This is a genomic window from Micromonospora sp. DT46 (assembly GCF_049841735.1).
In the GTDB taxonomy this organism is placed as follows: domain Bacteria; phylum Actinomycetota; class Actinomycetes; order Mycobacteriales; family Micromonosporaceae; genus Micromonospora; species Micromonospora reichwaldensis.
In genome coordinates this window covers 381,674-399,149 of record NZ_JBNCKW010000003.1, presented here as the reverse complement: position 1 = coordinate 399,149, position 17,476 = coordinate 381,674, and the positions used below count along the sequence as shown (strand labels likewise).

Genomic DNA, 17,476 nt, shown 5'->3' with positions numbered 1-17,476 from the left:
CGCGACGGCCGCACGGCCTGCGCGGCCCCCGTGCTCAGAAGTCGTCGTCGAAGGCCACCGTGCCGCTCACCCCGACCTGGTACGCCGACACGCGTCGCTCGAAGAAGTTCGACAGCTCCTGGACGTCCTGCAACTCCATGAACGCGAACGGGTTGGTCGAGCCGTAGTGGGCGGGGATGCCGAGCTGCGTGAGCCGCCGGTCGGCGACGTGTTGCAGGTACTCGCGCATGTCGACCAGGGACAGCCCGGGCACGCCCTGGCCGAGCAGGTCCTCGGCGAACTGGACCTCGCACTCGACGGCCTCGGCGAGCATCTGCCGCACCTGAGCGGCCAGCTCGTCGTCGAACAGGTCCGGCTCCTCCCCCCGTACCGTCTCCACCACGTCGAAGGCGAAGGCCATGTGCATGGACTCGTCGCGGAACACCCAGTTGGTGCCGGACGCCAGGCCGTGCAGCAGCCCCCGGGAGCGCAGGAAGTAGACGTAGGCGAAGGCGCCGTAGAAGAACAGCCCCTCGATGCAGGCGGCGAAGCAGATCAGGTTGAGCAGGAAGGCCCGCCGGTCCTCCCGGGTACGCAGCTGGCGCAGCTCGCCCAGCGAGTCGATCCAGCGGAAGCAGAACTCGGCCTTGCGCCGGATCGACGGGATGTTCTCGATGGCCGCGAACGCGGCGAAGCGTTCGGCCTCGTCGGGCACGTAGGTGTCGAGCAGGTTCAGGTAGAACTGGACGTGCACGGCCTCCTCGAACAGCTGCCGCGACAGGTAGAGCCGGCCCTCCGGCGAGTTGACGTGCTGGTACAGGTTGAGCACGAGGTTGTTGGCGACGATGGTGTCGCCGGTGGCGAAGAACGCGACGAGGCGGCTGACCAGGTGCCGCTCGGCCGGGGAGAGCCGGTCGAGGTCGGCGAGGTCGGCGTGCAGGTCGACCTCCTCCACCGTCCACGTGTTGCGGATGGCGTCGCGGAAGCGGTCGAAGAAGTGCGGGTAGCGCATCGGGCGCAGGGTGAGATCCATCCCCGGGTCGAGCAGCATGTGTGTGGTCCTCGGTTCGCTGGTGGTCGGGGTGGTCACTGGCAGGCCTCGCACGACTCGGGGTTCTCCAGGGAGCAGGCCAGCGCCTCGTCCACGGTCGCCACCGGCGCGACGACACCGGCGGCACGGGCCGGTCCGACCGGCGCGACGGTGGCCTGCTGGATCCGGGTGGCCGGCCGCGACCGCAGGTAGTACGTCGTCTTCAGCCCGGCCTTCCAGGCGTACAGGTACATCGAGGAGAGCTTGCCGATCGTCGGCGCGGCCAGGAACAGGTTCAGCGACTGCGACTGGTCGATGTACGGGGCGCGGGCCGCGGCCAGGTCGATCAGCGCCCGCTGCGGCAGCTCCCACGCGGTACGGAACAGCTCCCGCACCTCGGCCGGCAGTTGCGCGACGTCCTGCACGGAGCCCTCGGCGCGCTTGATCGCCGAGCGGATCCGCTCCGTCCACAGGCCACGCGCCTTCAACTCCCGCACGAGGGCGGTGTTGACCTGGAGGAACTCCCCCGACAGGGTCTCGCGCTTGAACAGGTTGGACACCTGCGGCTCGATGCACTCGTAACAGCCGGCGATCGAGGCGATGGTGGCCGTCGGCGCGATCGCCACCAGCAGCGAGTTGCGCAGCCCGTACGCGGCGACGCGCTCCCGCAGCGCGCTCCACCGCGCCGTCTGGGTGCCCGTGACGCCCCACAGGTCGGGTTGCAGCTGCCCGCGCGCCGCCCGGGTCTGCCCGTACGCCGGGTGGGCGCCCGAGCGTCGCGCCAGGTCGGCGGAGGTCTCCAGGGCCGTCAGGTACAGCTCCTCGCTGATCCGGGTGGACAGCTCCCGGGCGGCCGGCGAGTCGAACGGCAGCCGCAGCGCGAAGAACACGTCCTGAAGGCCCATCAGCCCGAGCCCGACGGGTCGCCAGCGGGGGTTGCTCGCCGCCGCCTGCGCCGTCGGGTAGTAGTTGATGTCGATGACCCGGTCGAGGTACGTCACGGCGGTGCGGACGGTGGCGCGCAGCCGCTCCCAGTCGATGCCGCCCGCGCCCAGGTGGGCGGCGAGGTTGACCGAACCGAGGTTGCACACGGCGGTCTCGGCGTCGCTGGAGACCTCGACGATCTCGGTGCACAGGTTGGACAGGTGCACCACGTTGCCCGCCTCGGCGGTCTGGTTGCACAGCCGGTTCGCGGCGTCCTTGAACGTCATCCACCCGTTGCCGGTCTGGGCGAGGGTACGCATCATCCGCCCGTACAGCTCGCGCGCCGGAACCTGCCGCACGTAGCGGCCCTGCTCCTCGGCGGCCCGGTACGCGGCGTCGAACTCCGCGCCCCACAGGTCCGGCAGTTCCGGCACCACGTCGGGGTCGAACAGCGACCACACCCCGTCGGACTCGACCCGCCGCATGAACTCGTCCGGGATCCAGTTGGCCAGGTTCAGGTTGTGGGTGCGCCGGGCGTCCTCACCGGTGTTGTCGCGCAGTTGGAGGAACTCCTCGACGTCCGGGTGCCACGGCTCCAGGTAGACGCAGGCCGCGCCCTTGCGCCGGCCGCCCTGGTTGACCGCCGCCACCGAGGCGTCCAGCGTCCGCAGCCACGGCACGATCCCGTTGGACTGCCCGTTGGTGCCCCTGATCAGCGCGCCCCGGGAGCGCACCCGGGAGAACGCGATGCCGATGCCCCCGGCGAACTTCGACAGGTTCGCCACCTGCGCGTACCGCTGGTAGATCGAGTCCAGTTCGTCGCGAGGGGAGTCGACCAGGTAGCAGGAGGACATCTGGGTGTGCCGGGTGCCGGAGTTGAACAGCGTCGGCGAACTCGGCAGGTACGCCAGGCTCGACATCAACCGGTAGAACTCGATCGCCTCGTCCGGTGCCTGCGACAGGCCGCAGGACACGCGCAGCAGCCAGTACTGCGGGGTCTCCAGCACCAGCCGGCTCGTCGGGTGGCGCAGCAGGTACCGGTCGTAGACCGTACGCAGCCCGAAGTACTCGAAGCGCAGGTCGCCGCGCGGGTCGACGGCGGCGTCGAGGGCGCCGGCGTGGGCGGCGACGAAGGCCGCGGTGTCGTCGCCGATCAGGCCCTCGGCGTGGCCGTGCCGGATCGCCTCGCTGAAGGAGCCGATGCCCTGCCGGCGGACCTCCTTGTCGACGTACCCGGCCAGCAGGCGGGCGGCCAGCCGCGAGTACTGCGGCTCCTCACCGATCATCTCCGCGGCGGTCTGGATGGACAGCCGGTCCAGTTCGGCAGTCGTCGCCCCGTCGTACAGGCCGCTGATCGTCCGGGTCGCCACCCGCAGCGGGTCGACGTCGGCGAGGTCGTCGGCCCACCGCTCGACCGCGCGGACGATCCGGTTGACGTCGACCGCCTCGGTGCCGCCGTCGCGCTTGCGGACCCGCATCTGCGGCCGCCGCTGGCCCACCACGACCGCATCGTCGGCCGGAAAAACCTCGGTGACTGTCACCACTCACTCCTCGCGAGCCTTGATCCCAGACGGATTTCCTGGGCACGCGGGGAGCGGACACCGACGACGACGCGCCGCAGGGCAACGCGTCGGGATGGCGTCGGCCGTCCCACGCGGCCTCGGACCGCCACACACCCGGAAGCGGGCGTACGGCGCACTGGCAGGTCTTCGGACTCGCGGGCGCGACCGGACTCGCCGGTCTCCTACTGGCCGTCGCTTCCCAGGCCGCTGGCGGCCCAGTGCTGATGACGGCGGTCGTTCCCACTCACCGCTGCGGGGCAGTCCCGGATTCCCACCGGGTTCCCTCTTGCCTCGACCACTCCGGATGAGCGGCCGAACCAGCTGCGCCGACACCATATATAGGGTTGGCGCCGTTGTCACACCCCACATGTCGGTCCCGGGCGTGTCGTCGGCGGCGCGGGTCACGCCCGTCGATCGCCGGCCAGAAGCCCGCGTCGATGCACCGACCCGCGCACCGGCGCACCGCGACGCGGTGCCGCTCTCTGCCGCAGCTCTCTGCCGGCCGCGCCCCGCAAACGGTGATCAGGACGCCATGGACCCTAAAGCCGCCGGGTCACGTCCATGGCGTCCTGATCACGTTCGGGTGGGTCTGTCGGCGCGCTGGTGGCGGTGGAGGAGGGCCGCGAGGCGTGGCGCGGCGACGCCTGCCGAACGCCCGGCCTCAGCCCGGCAGCGTTCCTAGACCCGGGTGACCCGGACGGCGTCGGCCACCACGTAGCCGGTGCTGCTGGTCCAGCGGCTGACCGCGACCAGGTTACGGTCGCCGGCGGCCAGCCCGAAGGTGCCCAGCGAGCGCCAGACGCCGCCGCTGGAGCGCTGGTCCACGTTGACGGTGCGGTTGCCCGAGGCGGTGACGACGACGTGCGGGGCCGAGCTGTTGTAGCCGGGGTCGGCCGGGTGCCGCACCTCGACGCGGTAGTTGCCGGCCGCCGGGATGTTCACCTTGAACCAGGCGGAGTCGCTGGCCAGCGTGGGGTTGGCGAAGCGGTAGTCGGCGCCGTAGCGCTGGGCGGAGTACGAGGAGGTCCCCCAGTTGGTGCTCGCCGTGAACCGTCCCGCCGTGGTGTTGTCCACGATGGTGCTGAACGTGGGCGGGTTGGGGGCGCTCAGGCCGAGGTAGGCGGCGATGCCCTCGGCGTGGCCACGGGCGGTGGCGGTGATGAAGTCGGCGCGCCTGAGCAGGTTCGAGTCGGCGACGGAGTCGATGAAGAGGTTCTCGGTCAGCACCGCGGGCATGGCCGACTCGCGCAGCATGTGGAAGTTCGCGGTCTTCAGCCCCCGATCGGTGACCCCACCGATCGTCCGCATGCCGCCGATCACCCTCGGGTGCAGGGCGTTGTGCAGATTGACGGTGGCGGCGTCCGACGTCGGGTAACGGTAGCTCTCGAAGCCGGTGCCACCGCCGGAGTTGATGTGCACGCTCACCAGCAGGTTCGCGCCCCACGCGTTGGCGTCGTCGGTGCGGTACGCCAGGCTGCGGGTGATGTCGGTCGTGCGGGACATCCGGACGTCCACGGCCCAGTTGGCCAGCAGGATGTTGCGCAGTTGCAGGGAGATGTCGAGCGTCAGGGCCTTCTCCTGCAGCCCGTTGCCGACCGCGCCGGGGTCGGTGCCGCCGTGGCCCGGGTCGATGTAGACCTTCGGCAACGCCGCCCACGCGGGGCCGGCGATGATGGGGACGGCCGCGGCGCCAGCGACGGCCGCCAACAGGGTACGCCGCCGAAGCGTCGGGTTGTCGAACATGTGCACCTCGTCATCGGGAGAGATCGACACTGCTCGGCAATATAGCGGGACATCGATACAACATGAAAGATGTCTACGGCCCTTGATCTGAGATCTGAAGGTTTCCTCCTACGGCCCGCCGGACCGCCGAGCCCGACCGCTGGCCGGCTGAGCGTGGGTGCGGTCGCACGGCCGTCGTGCCGCGACCGCATCCCACGCCCAGGCGAGCACCCACTCACACCGATCCGCCGGCCCACCGAGCCGGTCGACGGCCCGCTTGAAGGGCCAACTCGACCGGGAGGCTCACGCCCCCGGAGCCTTCGTCCCGGCCGATCAGGGTTCGATCGGGCGGACCTGATCGCGGTACCGCTCGTAGAGGACGCGGTTGTGCGCGTCGCCCTGCGCGAGATTCGCGGATACGTGCACGGGCGGGTCGATGTCGCGGCCCAGCAACCGGCGGCAGACCAGTTCGGTGAGTAGCTGCGCGATGAGGACTCCGGTGAACGACGAGACCGCCCCGATCCGAACTCCTGGGGTGATCTCCAGCGCCGCGTCCCCCGCCGGCGCCTGGTTGTCGATCACCACATCCGCCAGGTCGGCGAGATGCGGTCCCTGGGTCGCACGGGCACCGGCCGAGCGAGTGTGTGCCAGTGAGGTGACCGCCACGATCGGATGGGAGCGCTCGCGGGCCAGCACCGCCATCTCGGTGACGGCGGCGTTGATTCCGGAGTTCGAGACGATCAGGAAGGCATCGTGCGCGGAGGGTGCGGCGAGCTGGTAGATCCGCTCGGCGAGGCCGGGCTCGCGCTCGTACGTCGGATCGAGGATCGGCCCCGGCTCGGCGCCACCGAACATCACGAGATCCTTGACCGCCAGCATGCTGACGGCGGCGAGCCCGCCGGCACGCCCCGCGAGTTCGAGGGTGACGATCCGCGAGTGGCCGGTCCCGAACGCCTGCAGGACACCACCGGCGGCGATGGCGTCGGCGACGAGCCCGGCCGCTGCCTCGATGGCGTCGAGCTGCGTTGACAGGACCTGTTCGAGTGCGGTCCGGGCGATGTTGGCGTAGGCAGGCTCAGGCATTGATCCTCCTGGAGTGGTCCCGGTTGCCGACGGCCGCCGCGACGGCCGCCACTGCGGCCTCGACGACGATCTCGCTGCTGCCCGAGGTGACCGGACTGGCATAGGTTTCGTAGCAGGGCTGCGTGTCACGGGCGGGTAGGTAGCCGAGGTAGCCGTTCGCGTAGCCGAGGACCACGACGTCCCGTGCCTGGTCCGGCGCCGCGGCCCGGATCGTCTCGCCCAGTTCCAGGAACAGTTCGCCGGGAACGGCCACGACCGTGACGCCGTCGAGGTCCACCGCCTCCACGTCGATCACGTACGGTTCCGTGCGTTGCCGGGCGGCCTGTTCCGCCGCGATCCGCAGCCCCTGCTGCATGACCCGGTGGATGCGTTCGTTCCCGCCCCCCGGCGGCGGGGTCTGACGCACGGCGACGTCGAGTTCCGCCGGCTGCTTCGGCGCGAGCGTCACCGTCCGCACGACCGGCGGGCGTACCGGCGGCACCGCACCCTCGCCGACGCGCGGCGACACCGGTTCGACCCGGTCGGCCAGCCAGGCGCCGAGCCGGTCCGCCTCGTCGAGCCCCCGCCCCTGACGGGTGTGCCGGGTGCTGATGTCGCCGGCCGCACCGGTGGCGACGACCACCCACCGGTCCGGCGTGGCCAGCGCCCGGCGGATGCCGCCGTTGAGGTCCGCGCTCACATGGTTGTTGTCGGCGGGAAGGATGGTCGGGTGGACCGGTGAGACCACGACCAGCCCCACCACTTCGGTGCCCGCGGTGACCACGATGGTGTCGACGGGAATGTCCAGGGGAGCCGGATCAGCGACGTTACGGTGACCGGCCAGTTGGGGAACCAGCGTGCGGGCGGAGCCGAGTCGGGCGGCACGCTCGGACGCCACGGCAGACCGCGCGGCCACGAGGGACGCGGCTTCGAGCCGGTCGGCGACGTGCCGTGGCGTGGCGTCGCCGCCAGGGCTGCAGCCCGCCTCGGGGCTCGCGTGGGTGTGGGTGGCGGCGACCCAGCAGGACTGCACGCCGACGTCTCGCATGGCGGCCCGGATCCGGTCGACGACGTCGACGTTGACGCAGATCAGGTCCGCGACCACCAGGGCGAAGCGGTGGCCCTCGTCGGCGAAGGTCACGACATGGACCTCCAGCGGGTCGAGCACGTTCCGCACGCCGTCCGAGCGGTCGGCGTACCCACCCATGGGTTCCCCCGGCACGACCTCGAGTCGCGCCACCCCGTGCCCGGCCCTCACGCGTCGCCGCCCTGGCGCGCCAGCAGGCGCGCGTAGGGGGCGGCACCGCTCAGGAGCGCCGGACCGCCGTCGAGCGGCTCCGCTCTGGGCGTCACCAGGGGCAGCCCTCTGGCCTCGAGTTCGGCCGACAGCGCCTGGTGAAGAGGGTTACCCGGCGTCAGCAGCCGTCCGCTGAAGGACACCCGGCGGGCTGGCCCGCCGAGACCGAGCCGTTCGGTTGCCGCCTGTGCCGCGTCGGCGAGGTCGGCCGCGGCCCCGGCGCAGATCCGGCCCGCCACCGGGTCGGCCCCGGCGGCCGCGTCGAGCACCTCGCGGGCGAAGGCCGCCGTACGCGAGATCATGGCCGGGTCCCGGTAGTACCGCTGCAGCGCGGCCAGGTCCACGCCGCCGAGCGCCGCGACGAGGCGGTCGGCCAGCCCGGTGGCCGGCCCCACCCGGTCGTACGACGCGGTCGCGGCGCGCATTCCGGCCAGCCCGATGGCGTGCGCGCTGCCCCGGTCACCGAGGTGGGGACCCCATCCGTCGAGCCGGGCGTGGTCGCCGTCAGCGTCCACGGCGAGCACGGTCGTTCCGGTCCCGACACACAGCAGTACGCCGGGGCCGCCGAGAGCGCCGGCGTGCGCGAGGATGCTGTCCTCCACGACCACGGCCGGACCGCCGAACTGTCGTTCGAGGGCGAGGGCGAGGCGCCGGCGTTCCGCCGACTCCCCCGGCACGCCGGTCAGGCCGGCCACCACGCCCGCCACCTGTTCGGGAAGGGAGATCGTCGCCGCGGCGCCACGAACCGCGGCCAGGATCCGGTCGACGCCGTCCTCGTGGGGCTGGTAGGAGAAGCCCGGGCCGACGCCGAGCTGGCGGCCCGCCGCCGCGCGTAGCAGCAGCCGGAGCTCCGACTTGCCGCCGTCGATGGTGATCGTCGTCGTCAACGTGACATCCCTGCGGTCAGGCCCGCGACGATCTGCTTGGTCGCGAGGGCGAACACCACGGCCAGCGGCACCAGGGCGATCACGAGTCCGGCGAAGAGGGTGCCGCGGTCGGCGGCGAACTCGCCGAAGAACCGGGTCAGCCCGACCGGGACGGTGTACTTGTCCCCGCTGCGCAGCAGCACCAACGGATAGAAGAAGTCGTTCCAGGTCGGCGCGAACTGGAAGACCGTGGCGACCGCGAGCGCCGGCCGCATCAGGGGCAGGACGACCGACACGAACAGCCGGCCCTCGTGTGCCCCGTCGATGCGCGCGGCCTCCTCCAGCTCACCGGGTAGTCCCCGCATGAAGCCCATGATCACGAAGATCGAGAACGGGATTCCGCTCGCCGCGTAGAGCAGCACCAACCCGATCCGGCTGTCGATCAGACCCATCGACTGGAACATGTAGAACACCGGCAGCAGGCCGAGCTTCGCGGGGATCATCAACCCGGACAGGAAGAACGCCGCCAGCAGGGCGCGGCCCCGGAACTTCCACCTGGACAGGGCGTAGGCGGCCATCGCCGACACGCTGACGCACAGCGCCACCGAGGCGCAGGTGACGGTCAGGGAGTTGACGAAGTACGTCGAGATCGACGCGGTCTGCCAGGCCCGGGTGTAGTTGCTCAGGTCGAACGAGCTGGGCAGCCCGACCGGTGCCTGGAGGATCTCCGCGTTGCTCCGCAGCGATCCGATCAGCACCAGCAGCAGCGGGCCGAAGGCGATCGCGGCGTAGGCCCACAGGACGAACTGGCCGCCGGCGGTGCGCAGCAGCGAACGCTGGCGGGTGCCACGCGGAGGTTCAATATCGCCCCTGGCTTTTTGTGCCGTGCGGGGGGCGGCGCGCAGGGTCGTCATCTAGTGGACCTCCCGGCGGCGCAGCACCCGCTCCAGGCCCAGGGAGACCCCGAAGATGAACACGAAGATGAGCATGGCCAACGCCGAGGACTCTCCGATCGCGTTGCTGCCGCCCTGGAAGGCGGTCCGGTAGTAGAGCAGGCCGAGCACGTCCATCGCGCCGCCGGGTCCGCCGTCGGAGCCGCCCAGCGCGTAGACGAGGTCGAAGATGTTGAAGCACCCGATGAACGTCAGCACGGTGATGACGCCGACCGCCGGCATCAGGAGCGGGAACCGGATGCTCCAGAACGCCCGGGTCGCGGACGCGCCGTCCATCGCGGCCGCCTCCTCCAGCTCCTGGGGGATGCCGCCCAGGGCGGCGCCGAAGATGAGCATCGGTCCGCCGATCCACTGCCAGGCGTTGACCAGGATCAGTACGGGCAGGGCGAGGTCCGGCTCACCGAGCCAGGGACGCGCCCATGCGTCCAGGCCGACCGCGCGGAGCGCGAAGTTGATCGGGCCGAAGGTGGGGCTCAGCAGGAGCGACCAGATGTACCCGACGATCAGCGGGCTGATCAGGTAGGGAAGCGAGAAGAGCGTCTGGAACAGCCGCTTGCCCCAGGGATTGCGGTGCAGGAGCACCGCCAGGCCCAGTCCGACGGTGTTCTGGATCGCCATGGTGCCGACGAAGAAGAGGACGTTGTGCCCCAGCGCGGCGGGGATCTCGTCGCGTAACGGATAGCGGGCGAGAACCTCCTGGTAGTTACCGATCCCGACGAACTCCCCCTGCCGGGTGCCGTCCCAGTGGAACAGCCCGTAGTAGAAGGCGGTGACGAGCGGCACCACGACGAAGAGGCCGTAGAGCGCGAGGGCCGGCAGGCAGAAGGTCGTGATCCACCCTGCCGAGACCCGTCCCGCCCGGCGGCGTGACCGCCGGGCAGGACGGACCGTCAGTTCTTGGGCCGGAACCACTGATCGACCCCTCGTTGGACGTGGGCGGCCGTGTCAGCGGCGCTGCGTCGACCGAGGACGTAGTCGGAGAACGCCTCGGAGGCGAGGTCCCAGCCGGTGGGTGTGCCGCCGGAGAAGTACGCGTAGGTGACGTACGGACTCGGGTTCGCTTGGTATTCCCGGAGTGCCTGGGCCAGCAGTTCGTCCTGCGGCTGGACGCCCGGCACCGCGGAGATCTGGTGGAGCTCGGTGGCCAGGGCGCGGCCGAACTCCTCGGTCGCCATCCACCGCACGAGTTCCAGAGCCGCGTCCCGCCGGGGCGACTTCGCCGAGACGCCGAACGACCCGTCGACGTAGCCGGGGACCAGCGTCTTGTCGACCGCCGCGCCGGGCGCGGGCGGCACGTTGAAGATGCCCAGGTCCAGCTGCGGGTTGGCCTTCTTGAACCCGGCGATCTCCCACACGCCGCCGGGGAACGCGGCGGCCCGGCCGGAGGTGAAGAGTGCCTGCGCGTCCGCGTAGCTCACCCCGGACGCCTGCGCCGGCCAGTACTTCTGGGTGCTCTTCCACGCCTCGAGGGAGTTCACCCAGGGCGTGCCGGTGAACTTCGCCGAGCCGTCGAGCATCCTGGTCAGGTAGTCGGGGCCGCCGTACGTCGTGGCGCCGAAGATCTCCTGCTCGATCGGGAGCATCCACTTGTCGGTGACGGTGTTCGCCAGCGGGGTGACGCCGGCCTTCTTGAGCTTGTCGAAGCCCGCGATCATGTCCGCCCACGTGGTGGGGGCGGCGATGCCGTTGTCGGCGAAGATCTTCTTGTTGTAGATGACGTGCAGGGTCTGGAGCGCGAACGGAACGCCGTAGACGCGCCCGTCCTTCTCGCCCTTCGCGCCGTCGAGGACCGGCTTCGGGAAGCCGCCGAGCTTGTCGACCTGGTCGTCGAGGGGCACCAGGCTGCCGGCGGCGACCAGCGGCTGGAGCAGCCCGTAGGAGCGCAGCTGCGCGACGTCGGGGCCGCTGGAGTCGGTGAGGCCGGTCTTGAGGATCGTGTCGTACTCGGTGTTCTTGTAGGGCAGGTACTCCACCGTCACGCCCGGGTGGGCCTTCTCGTAGATCTGGAAGATCTTGTTGTATGCCGCGACATCCTCCTGCCGCCAGCCCCAGACCTTCAGGTTGACGGCGTCGTCGCCGCCGCCCCCGCTGCCTGGCGCGCACGCAGTAAGGGTGATGGCGAGCAGCGCTGCCGCCCCCAGCACACCGCGTCTTCTGGGCATCGCATCTCCGATCGTCGTGGCCGCCACCCCGCTGGACGTGGCGGACCAGCCGAGGCTAATACTGGTATAGACCGGAGGTCAACGGTTACGCCGACCTCACCAGCCGTCCGGGCGTTTGCCCGTACGATGGCTTGAATTGCGTAGGAAGGAGAACTGGTTCGTGCCAAGGACGCGACATGAGCCGAGCGACGGGGCCCTTGAGTCCCTGCCGGCGGAGCGCAACGGCGGCAAGGGCGAGCACATCAGGGACGTCCTCACCGCCATGGTCCTGAACTCGCGGGACGGTGCGCTGCTCCCCTCGGAGCGGGTCCTCGCCGAACGGTTCGGAGTCGCCCGGATGACCGTCCGGGGCTCCATCGACGCGCTGGAGTCGAAGGGAATGGTCCGGCGCGTGCCCGGGCGTGGAACCTTCGTGCAGCACCCCACGCTGACCCACTCGGAGATCTTCCGCTCGTTCAGCGAGGACATGCGGATGCGCGGCATGACACCGGGTGCCAAGTCGTACCGCGCCCGCACCCGCCCGGCCGCCCGCCAGGTCGCCGCCAACCTCGACATCGCCCCGGGCGACCCGACCCACTACATCGAGCGGATCCGCACGGCGGACGGCATCCCGATGGCGTTGGAGCGGACGAACCTCGCCGCGGCACGGTTCCCCAGCCTGCTGAAGGTGATGGAGCGCGACGACTCGCTGTACGAGGTTCTGGGCCGTGTCTTCGGGGTGCGGCTCGAATCGGCCCGGCAGACCGTCACCATCGCCCGGCTGACCGGCACCGAGGCGAAACGGCTCGAAGTCGGCGAGGACACCCCGGCGTTCCTGATAGAGCGCATCTCGGTCGACAACATGGGCAAGGTCGTGGAGTACGGCCGCTCGCTCTACCGCGGCGACCGGTACGCCATCCAGATGCACGTCAGCCCCCCGTCCCAGGGCGGCTGACGCGCATCCGCAGGGCCGGTCAGCGCAGACCGGTGAGATGGTGCGCCTCGATTTCGGCTGCCGTCAGGGCGCGGTCGTAGATCGCCGCCTCGTCGAGGTCACCCTGCAACCGCTGGGACGTGTCGTCCCCACGGCCACCGAGCTTGACGCTCGCCGTACCGCTGCCGGGCGGCACCGACGTCGCGACGCTGTTGTCCGCGACGCCGTCGAGGTACACGGTCAGTCGCGATCCGTCGAAGACGGCGGCGACGTGGTGCCACTCGTCGACCGTCAGCCGGGTACGGCCGGTCACGAGGCCGTGCCCCTTCCCGGCGGCGCCGAGCGACCACGCCTGCAGGACGCCGTCGGTCACCCGCAGGGCGTAACCGTTGACCGCCGGCCCGGAGTAGCTCTCGATGACCGCCTGCCCCGGCGCCGGGGCGAGCCTGTCGAGCTTCACCCACGCCTCCAACGTGAAGGCGCCCTGAAGGTCGGTCCGCGGGCCTCGCGGCGCCTCGATGTAGCCGGCGGAGAGGTCCGCCGCCCGGTCACCGGTGATCGCGCCCTCGGCGACCGGCTGGGCGCCGGCGAGGTAGGTCCCGTTCCGTCCGCTGGCGGAGCTGTCCACGGCGGTGCTTGAGCCGGCCGGGTCGCCGAGGCGCCAGTAGCCGGCCGGGTCCGCCCCGGTCACGAGGTTCGGGTAGCTCTGCTGCCCGACCAGGATCGGCAGCGACACCTTCACCGGGGGCGCGCCGTCCTCGTTGAAGGCCACCGTGACCTGGTGGCGCCCCGGCTCCGCGCCGGCCGGTACGCTCACCTTCACCGGCACGCTCGCGACGATGGTCCGGCCATCCGGCCGGGCACGGAACACCTGCGTCGCCGGGTCGACGGTCCAGCCGTCCGGGCCGGTGGCGGTCACCCGTCCACTGAGCCGGTGATCCGCGAACACCTCGACGGCGACCTGGAACCGCTTCGTCTCCCCCGGCGCGATCAGCGACCCGGGCGGATCGACCGAGACGGCACCGCTGAACACGTCGGAGTAGTGCGGGACGATCTCGTAGACGCGCGGGGCCGCGCTGCCCGACGCCCACCGGATCCGCACCGCGCCGGCCGAGAGGTCTCCCGCCGGCACCTTGGTGAACCCGTCAGCGAGCGGTCCGAGATCCACCCAGGCGCCGTCGACCAGCGCCTGGATCACGCCGTCGGCGGGAGCGGTCGCGTCCTGCACCACGGTCACCGCCGACAGCCGGTGCGGCTTGGTGATCGCAACCGTGATCGCGTCGCCGTCCTGCGGCTTGCCGGCCGCGACGTAGGCCGTGTCGTCGCGCCGGTCGGTCAGGTTGCCCAGCGCGGACCCCTGGGCGGCAGCCGGTAGGCCCGTGGGGGCCCCGAGGTCGCCGTACCAGCGGTCACCGATGTAGCCGTCGCTCTGCGCGGCCGCGAAGCTGAGCAGTTCGTCGACCGGGCCGGGGCTGATCTGGTGCGATGTCCTGTCGAGGATGCCGCGGGCACGCGCCTGCTCCCGCCGGGCCAGCCAGGCGGCTTCGCCGTTCCCCCGGTCCTGCGCCCGCAGGATCGCCAGCGCCGCCCGGCCCGCCTGGCCGGTCGTGCCGACCCGGTCCAGCCAGGGCTCGATCTGCTTGAGCAGCAGAGGGTTGTCGAGCTGCGCCCGCAGCGTGGTGGGGAGTTCCTCCAGACGGCGCAGCTCGCGGTCGAGCTGGTCGAGCTGGGCGTCCACCGCTCGGCCCGCCGAGTAGTCGGCGATGAGCCGGTTGACGAGCGCGGCGAACTGGGGCCGCGCGGTGTTGTCCAGGGCGCTGGCCTTGTTGTTCTCCGCGAAGAGTCGCAGCTGCGCGTACGCGTCGCCGCCGATGATCTCGAGAGTCCGCGTCCATGAGCGCTCGGCGTCGTAGGCCCCGGGGTTCCAGGCGTAGTCGGCCTGCGTGCCGAGTGGGATCTGCGAGGCCTCCTGGTGCTGGACGAGTCCGTTGAACGAGATGCCCAGGACGTCGTCCGCCATGCCGGCGTCGCGGTTCACCAGTGGGCCCAGCAGGAGTCGGTTGGGGCTGTAGTCGTTGACCGGGTAGTTGTCCCAGATCATGATCCGGTGCCGCGGCCAGACGCCCTGAGCGGCCCGCAGGTCGTCCTCGGTGATGCGCGGCGAGACCACCTCCGAGCCCGTCCAGTAGAGGTCGACCTCGGTGCTGAGCAACTCGTCGAACCGGTTCTTGTACGGCGTGGGCGTCATGCCCCAGTACTCCGTCGGCACCGTCACCATGCGGCTGGCGCCGGGGCGCTTCTCGATGAACTCGCGTTGGACCAGGTTGGTGACCCCGGCCTGGGCCGCCGCGAGCGGCGACGGATCGCCCTGGTAGGCGTCCCGGTCCTCCTGGCACGCGAAGTTTCCGGACACGTCGTCCCAGGCGATGACGTAGCTGCGGACCCCGATCTCCCACAACTGCGCCAGACGCGCCAGCAACTTGGCCCGATCGGTGTCGCGTACGTGGCAGATCCCCCTGCCCGGCGCCAGGGGCGCCTCCGGCGAGATCCGGTACACGAAATCGACATGACGGGACGTCGCCAGGTCGAGGATCTCCTTCAACCGGCCCAGTTCCGCCTCGTCGTACAGGGAGTCCCAGTGCGATCCGGTACGCAGGTCGTCCGCCGGCCCGTAGAAGAACTGGTTCATCTTGTGCCGGGCCAGGAACTCGATCTGCGAGCGCCGGTCCTCCTGCGACCACACGGGTCCGTAGAACGACTCCATGCCCCCACGGATCCGGTAACCCGGCCAGTCGCGCACCGCCACGCCGTCGACGGCCACCCGGGCGCCTCGCGACACGAGCAGCTGACGCAACGACTGGACCGCGTAGAAGGTGCCCGCGCCGTCCACCCCCGCGAGGACGATCCGCGGTCGCCCGAGCCGATCGTGCCCGGCCGCCAGCACGTACCCCTCACCGGGCAGTCCCGCTGGCCCCTGCACCCCGAGGGCACTCAGCGCGGCGACGCTCGCCGACGTCTCGTTCGGGCCGCCGAGGAGGATCACCGGACGCGATGTCGACATGTCCGCGCTTCCGACGACCCTGGCGGTGACCCCGCGCGCGTCGAGCACGTCCACGAGAGACTGCCGGGCGGCCGGATCGGCGGCCGCACCCGCGACGACGTCGACGTGGTCGGGCAGGACGACCGATCCCGCACGCGCCTGCACGCGCTGCGGCGTCGGAAGGACGCGCGCCACGCCCACCCGATCAGGGGCCTGGGCCTCCCCCCGAGCCGGCACGGGGTTCACCAGGCCAACGGCGAGCACGACCGATCCGGCCAACACGCCGGTGCGGCGACAGCCGCGAAACGAGCGCAACAGAAACATCGAACCTCCACTCATGCGATTTGGGCCAGCCGTGGTTCCGTAAAGGGTCCGGCGTGGCGTGCGGTGAGCGGACCACCGCGAGGACCGGCCGACATGGCAACCGCCGGTCTGGTCGAGTCAGCAGGGACGAGGCCGGCCGTCGGGGTCGGAGCCGACGGCCGCGCGAAAGGGGCTCCCGGAGGATCGTCCGGGCCGGGCTGGCATCCGCGCGTGGGATCGGTTGTGGCCGACCGGTCTATACCGATGACGAGGATCCATGCCACACCCGGTCACGTCAACCCCCTACCGTCGTACGACAGCGCTGGTCCGGGTCGCTGCGCGTAGCGAGCCATTGACATCGACTCGGTCGGACTTCACGATACTGGCCTAGGCCGGTATCTGGTCGTGCCGTGGACATCGACGGCCGACCCCGAAGGGAGATCGCCATGCGTATCCCGCCCATCCGCCGCGGCCAGGCCCACGCGGCCATGCTCGCAGCGCTTGCCTCCGTCGCCCTCGTCGTGCCGGCCGCGCCGGTCGCGGCGGGCCCGAGTGCCGTCACCGCGGTAGCCGAAGGTCCCAGAAAGCTCATCGCACAAGGGTTCGCAGACCCGGACGTGGTCCGCATCGGCCAGACCTGGTACGCCTACGCCACCAACGACTTCAGGCACCTCCCGGTGGCCAGCGCGCCCACCATCGACGGGCCGTGGCAGGTCCTCGGTGACGCGATGCCGGGCGGACCCGGCAGCTGGGCCGTCGCCGGCAGGACCTGGGCACCCGACGTGCACCCCAACCCTGACGGCAGTCTGACCCTCACCTACACGGCCCAGGACGCCGCCTCTGGCCGTCAGTGCATCGGTGTGGCGCTCGCGTCCTCGCCGCTCGGTGGGTTCGTGCCCTACGGATCGGGGCCGCTCATCTGCCCCCTCAGCCAGGGCGGCGCGATCGACGCGAACACCTTCGTCGCGCGGAACGGAACGCGCTACCTCACCTGGAAGAACGACGGCAACGCCATCAACCGGCCGTCCACGCTCTGGGTCAGCCAGGTCACCAACAACGGCACCGCCCTGGTCGGTCCGACGACGGCAATGCTGACCGTCGCGGCAGGCCAGATCATCGAGGCGCCGGACCTGGTCCAGCGTGACGACAAGATGGTGCTCTTTTACTCCGGTGGGTCCTTCGCCAGCTGCGGCTACTACACGTCGTACGCCACGGCGCCGACGGTCATCGGCCCCTGGACGCCGGCGCCGAACGCCTTCATGACCCAGGCCGACACGGGACTCTGCGGTCCGGGTGGCGCGGACGTCGTGACGGCCCAGGACGGGCTGGGCGGCGGCGACAAGGTCGTGATGCACGCGGCGGTCGCCGACGGCAGCAGGCACATGTACTCGATCAACCTCCGCTGGGTCAACGGCCTCCCGGTGCAGGGCGGCAGCCGCAAGTCCTCGCTCGACGGCAACGGCCGCGCCGAGATCGCCCTGGTCCAGGCCGACGGGCAGATCAAGGCCTGGCACAACTACAAGGGCTTCGACAACATGCCGTACGGCGCCGCCGCGGTCATCGGGACCTCCTTCACCGACCCGGCCCGGGTGCGCTTCGCCGACCTCGACGACGACGGGAGGTCCGAGCTGATCCAGATCCAGGCCGACGGCCAGATCAGGGC

12 protein-coding genes and 1 riboswitch are annotated in these 17,476 nt (G+C 71.0%); of the genes, 2 read left to right on the top strand and 10 right to left on the bottom strand.

The genetic code is table 11. The features are described from left to right. Window positions 1-34 precede the first annotated feature (34 nt). The 9 genes from ACLQ20_RS09705 to ACLQ20_RS09665 all read right to left on the bottom strand — a co-directional run bounded on the left by ACLQ20_RS09705 (window position 35) and on the right by ACLQ20_RS09665 (window position 11,557). Window positions 35-1,030 (bottom strand): ribonucleotide-diphosphate reductase subunit beta, encoded by a 996-nt coding sequence (locus ACLQ20_RS09705; RefSeq protein WP_425855076.1) that lies wholly within the window; start codon window positions 1,028-1,030, stop codon window positions 35-37. A 35-nt stretch (window positions 1,031-1,065) separates the two neighbouring features. Continuing rightward, a complete protein-coding gene (locus tag ACLQ20_RS09700; RefSeq protein ID WP_425855074.1) occupies window positions 1,066-3,477 on the bottom strand; it encodes a ribonucleoside-diphosphate reductase subunit alpha in 2,412 nt (803 codons plus the stop codon). Between the two features lie 140 nt (window positions 3,478-3,617). Continuing rightward, window positions 3,618-3,832, bottom strand: a riboswitch (cobalamin riboswitch). Between the two features lie 341 nt (window positions 3,833-4,173). Further along, on the bottom strand, window positions 4,174-5,268 hold the full coding sequence (locus ACLQ20_RS09695; RefSeq protein WP_225851933.1) for an N-acetylmuramoyl-L-alanine amidase: 1,095 nt from the start codon (window positions 5,266-5,268) through the stop codon (window positions 4,174-4,176). A gap of 282 nt (window positions 5,269-5,550) precedes the next feature. Then, a complete protein-coding gene (locus ACLQ20_RS09690) occupies window positions 5,551-6,300 on the bottom strand; it encodes an SIS domain-containing protein (RefSeq protein ID WP_327028159.1) in 750 nt (249 codons plus the stop codon). After that, a complete protein-coding gene (locus tag ACLQ20_RS09685) occupies window positions 6,293-7,486 on the bottom strand; it encodes a hypothetical protein (RefSeq protein WP_425855071.1) in 1,194 nt (397 codons plus the stop codon). The genes ACLQ20_RS09690 and ACLQ20_RS09685 overlap by 8 nt, the downstream gene beginning before the upstream one ends. A gap of 47 nt (window positions 7,487-7,533) precedes the next feature. Then, on the bottom strand, window positions 7,534-8,463 hold the full coding sequence (locus tag ACLQ20_RS09680; protein WP_151452720.1) for an N-acetylglucosamine kinase: 930 nt from the start codon (window positions 8,461-8,463) through the stop codon (window positions 7,534-7,536). Next, window positions 8,460-9,356 carry a carbohydrate ABC transporter permease gene (locus ACLQ20_RS09675; RefSeq protein ID WP_151452719.1) on the bottom strand — a complete coding sequence of 299 codons (897 nt, stop codon included), beginning with the start codon at window positions 9,354-9,356 and terminating at the stop codon, window positions 8,460-8,462. Before ACLQ20_RS09675 ends, ACLQ20_RS09680 begins: the two co-directional genes overlap by 4 nt. Next, window positions 9,357-10,307, bottom strand: coding sequence for a carbohydrate ABC transporter permease (locus ACLQ20_RS09670; protein ID WP_225851932.1), 951 nt, complete (start codon window positions 10,305-10,307; stop codon window positions 9,357-9,359). Then, window positions 10,286-11,557, bottom strand: coding sequence for an ABC transporter substrate-binding protein (locus ACLQ20_RS09665; protein ID WP_151452718.1), 1,272 nt, complete (start codon window positions 11,555-11,557; stop codon window positions 10,286-10,288). The genes ACLQ20_RS09670 and ACLQ20_RS09665 overlap by 22 nt, the downstream gene beginning before the upstream one ends. 160 nt (window positions 11,558-11,717) lie before the next feature. On the opposite strand from ACLQ20_RS09665, the gene ACLQ20_RS09660 reads away from it, so the two are divergent. Beyond that, window positions 11,718-12,491, top strand: a complete 774-nt coding sequence (locus ACLQ20_RS09660) for a GntR family transcriptional regulator (protein WP_151452717.1) — start codon at window positions 11,718-11,720, stop codon at window positions 12,489-12,491. Between the two features lie 19 nt (window positions 12,492-12,510). Here ACLQ20_RS09660 and ACLQ20_RS09655 read toward each other — a convergent pair whose 3' ends face one another. Continuing rightward, entirely contained in the window at window positions 12,511-15,834 is a 3,324-nt protein-coding gene (locus ACLQ20_RS09655) for a beta-N-acetylglucosaminidase domain-containing protein (protein WP_425855070.1), read from the bottom strand. A 425-nt stretch (window positions 15,835-16,259) separates the two neighbouring features. On the opposite strand from ACLQ20_RS09655, the gene ACLQ20_RS09650 reads away from it, so the two are divergent. Further along, a partial coding sequence (locus ACLQ20_RS09650; protein ID WP_425855068.1) for a family 43 glycosylhydrolase occupies window positions 16,260-17,476 on the top strand: 1,217 nt, incomplete at its 3' end.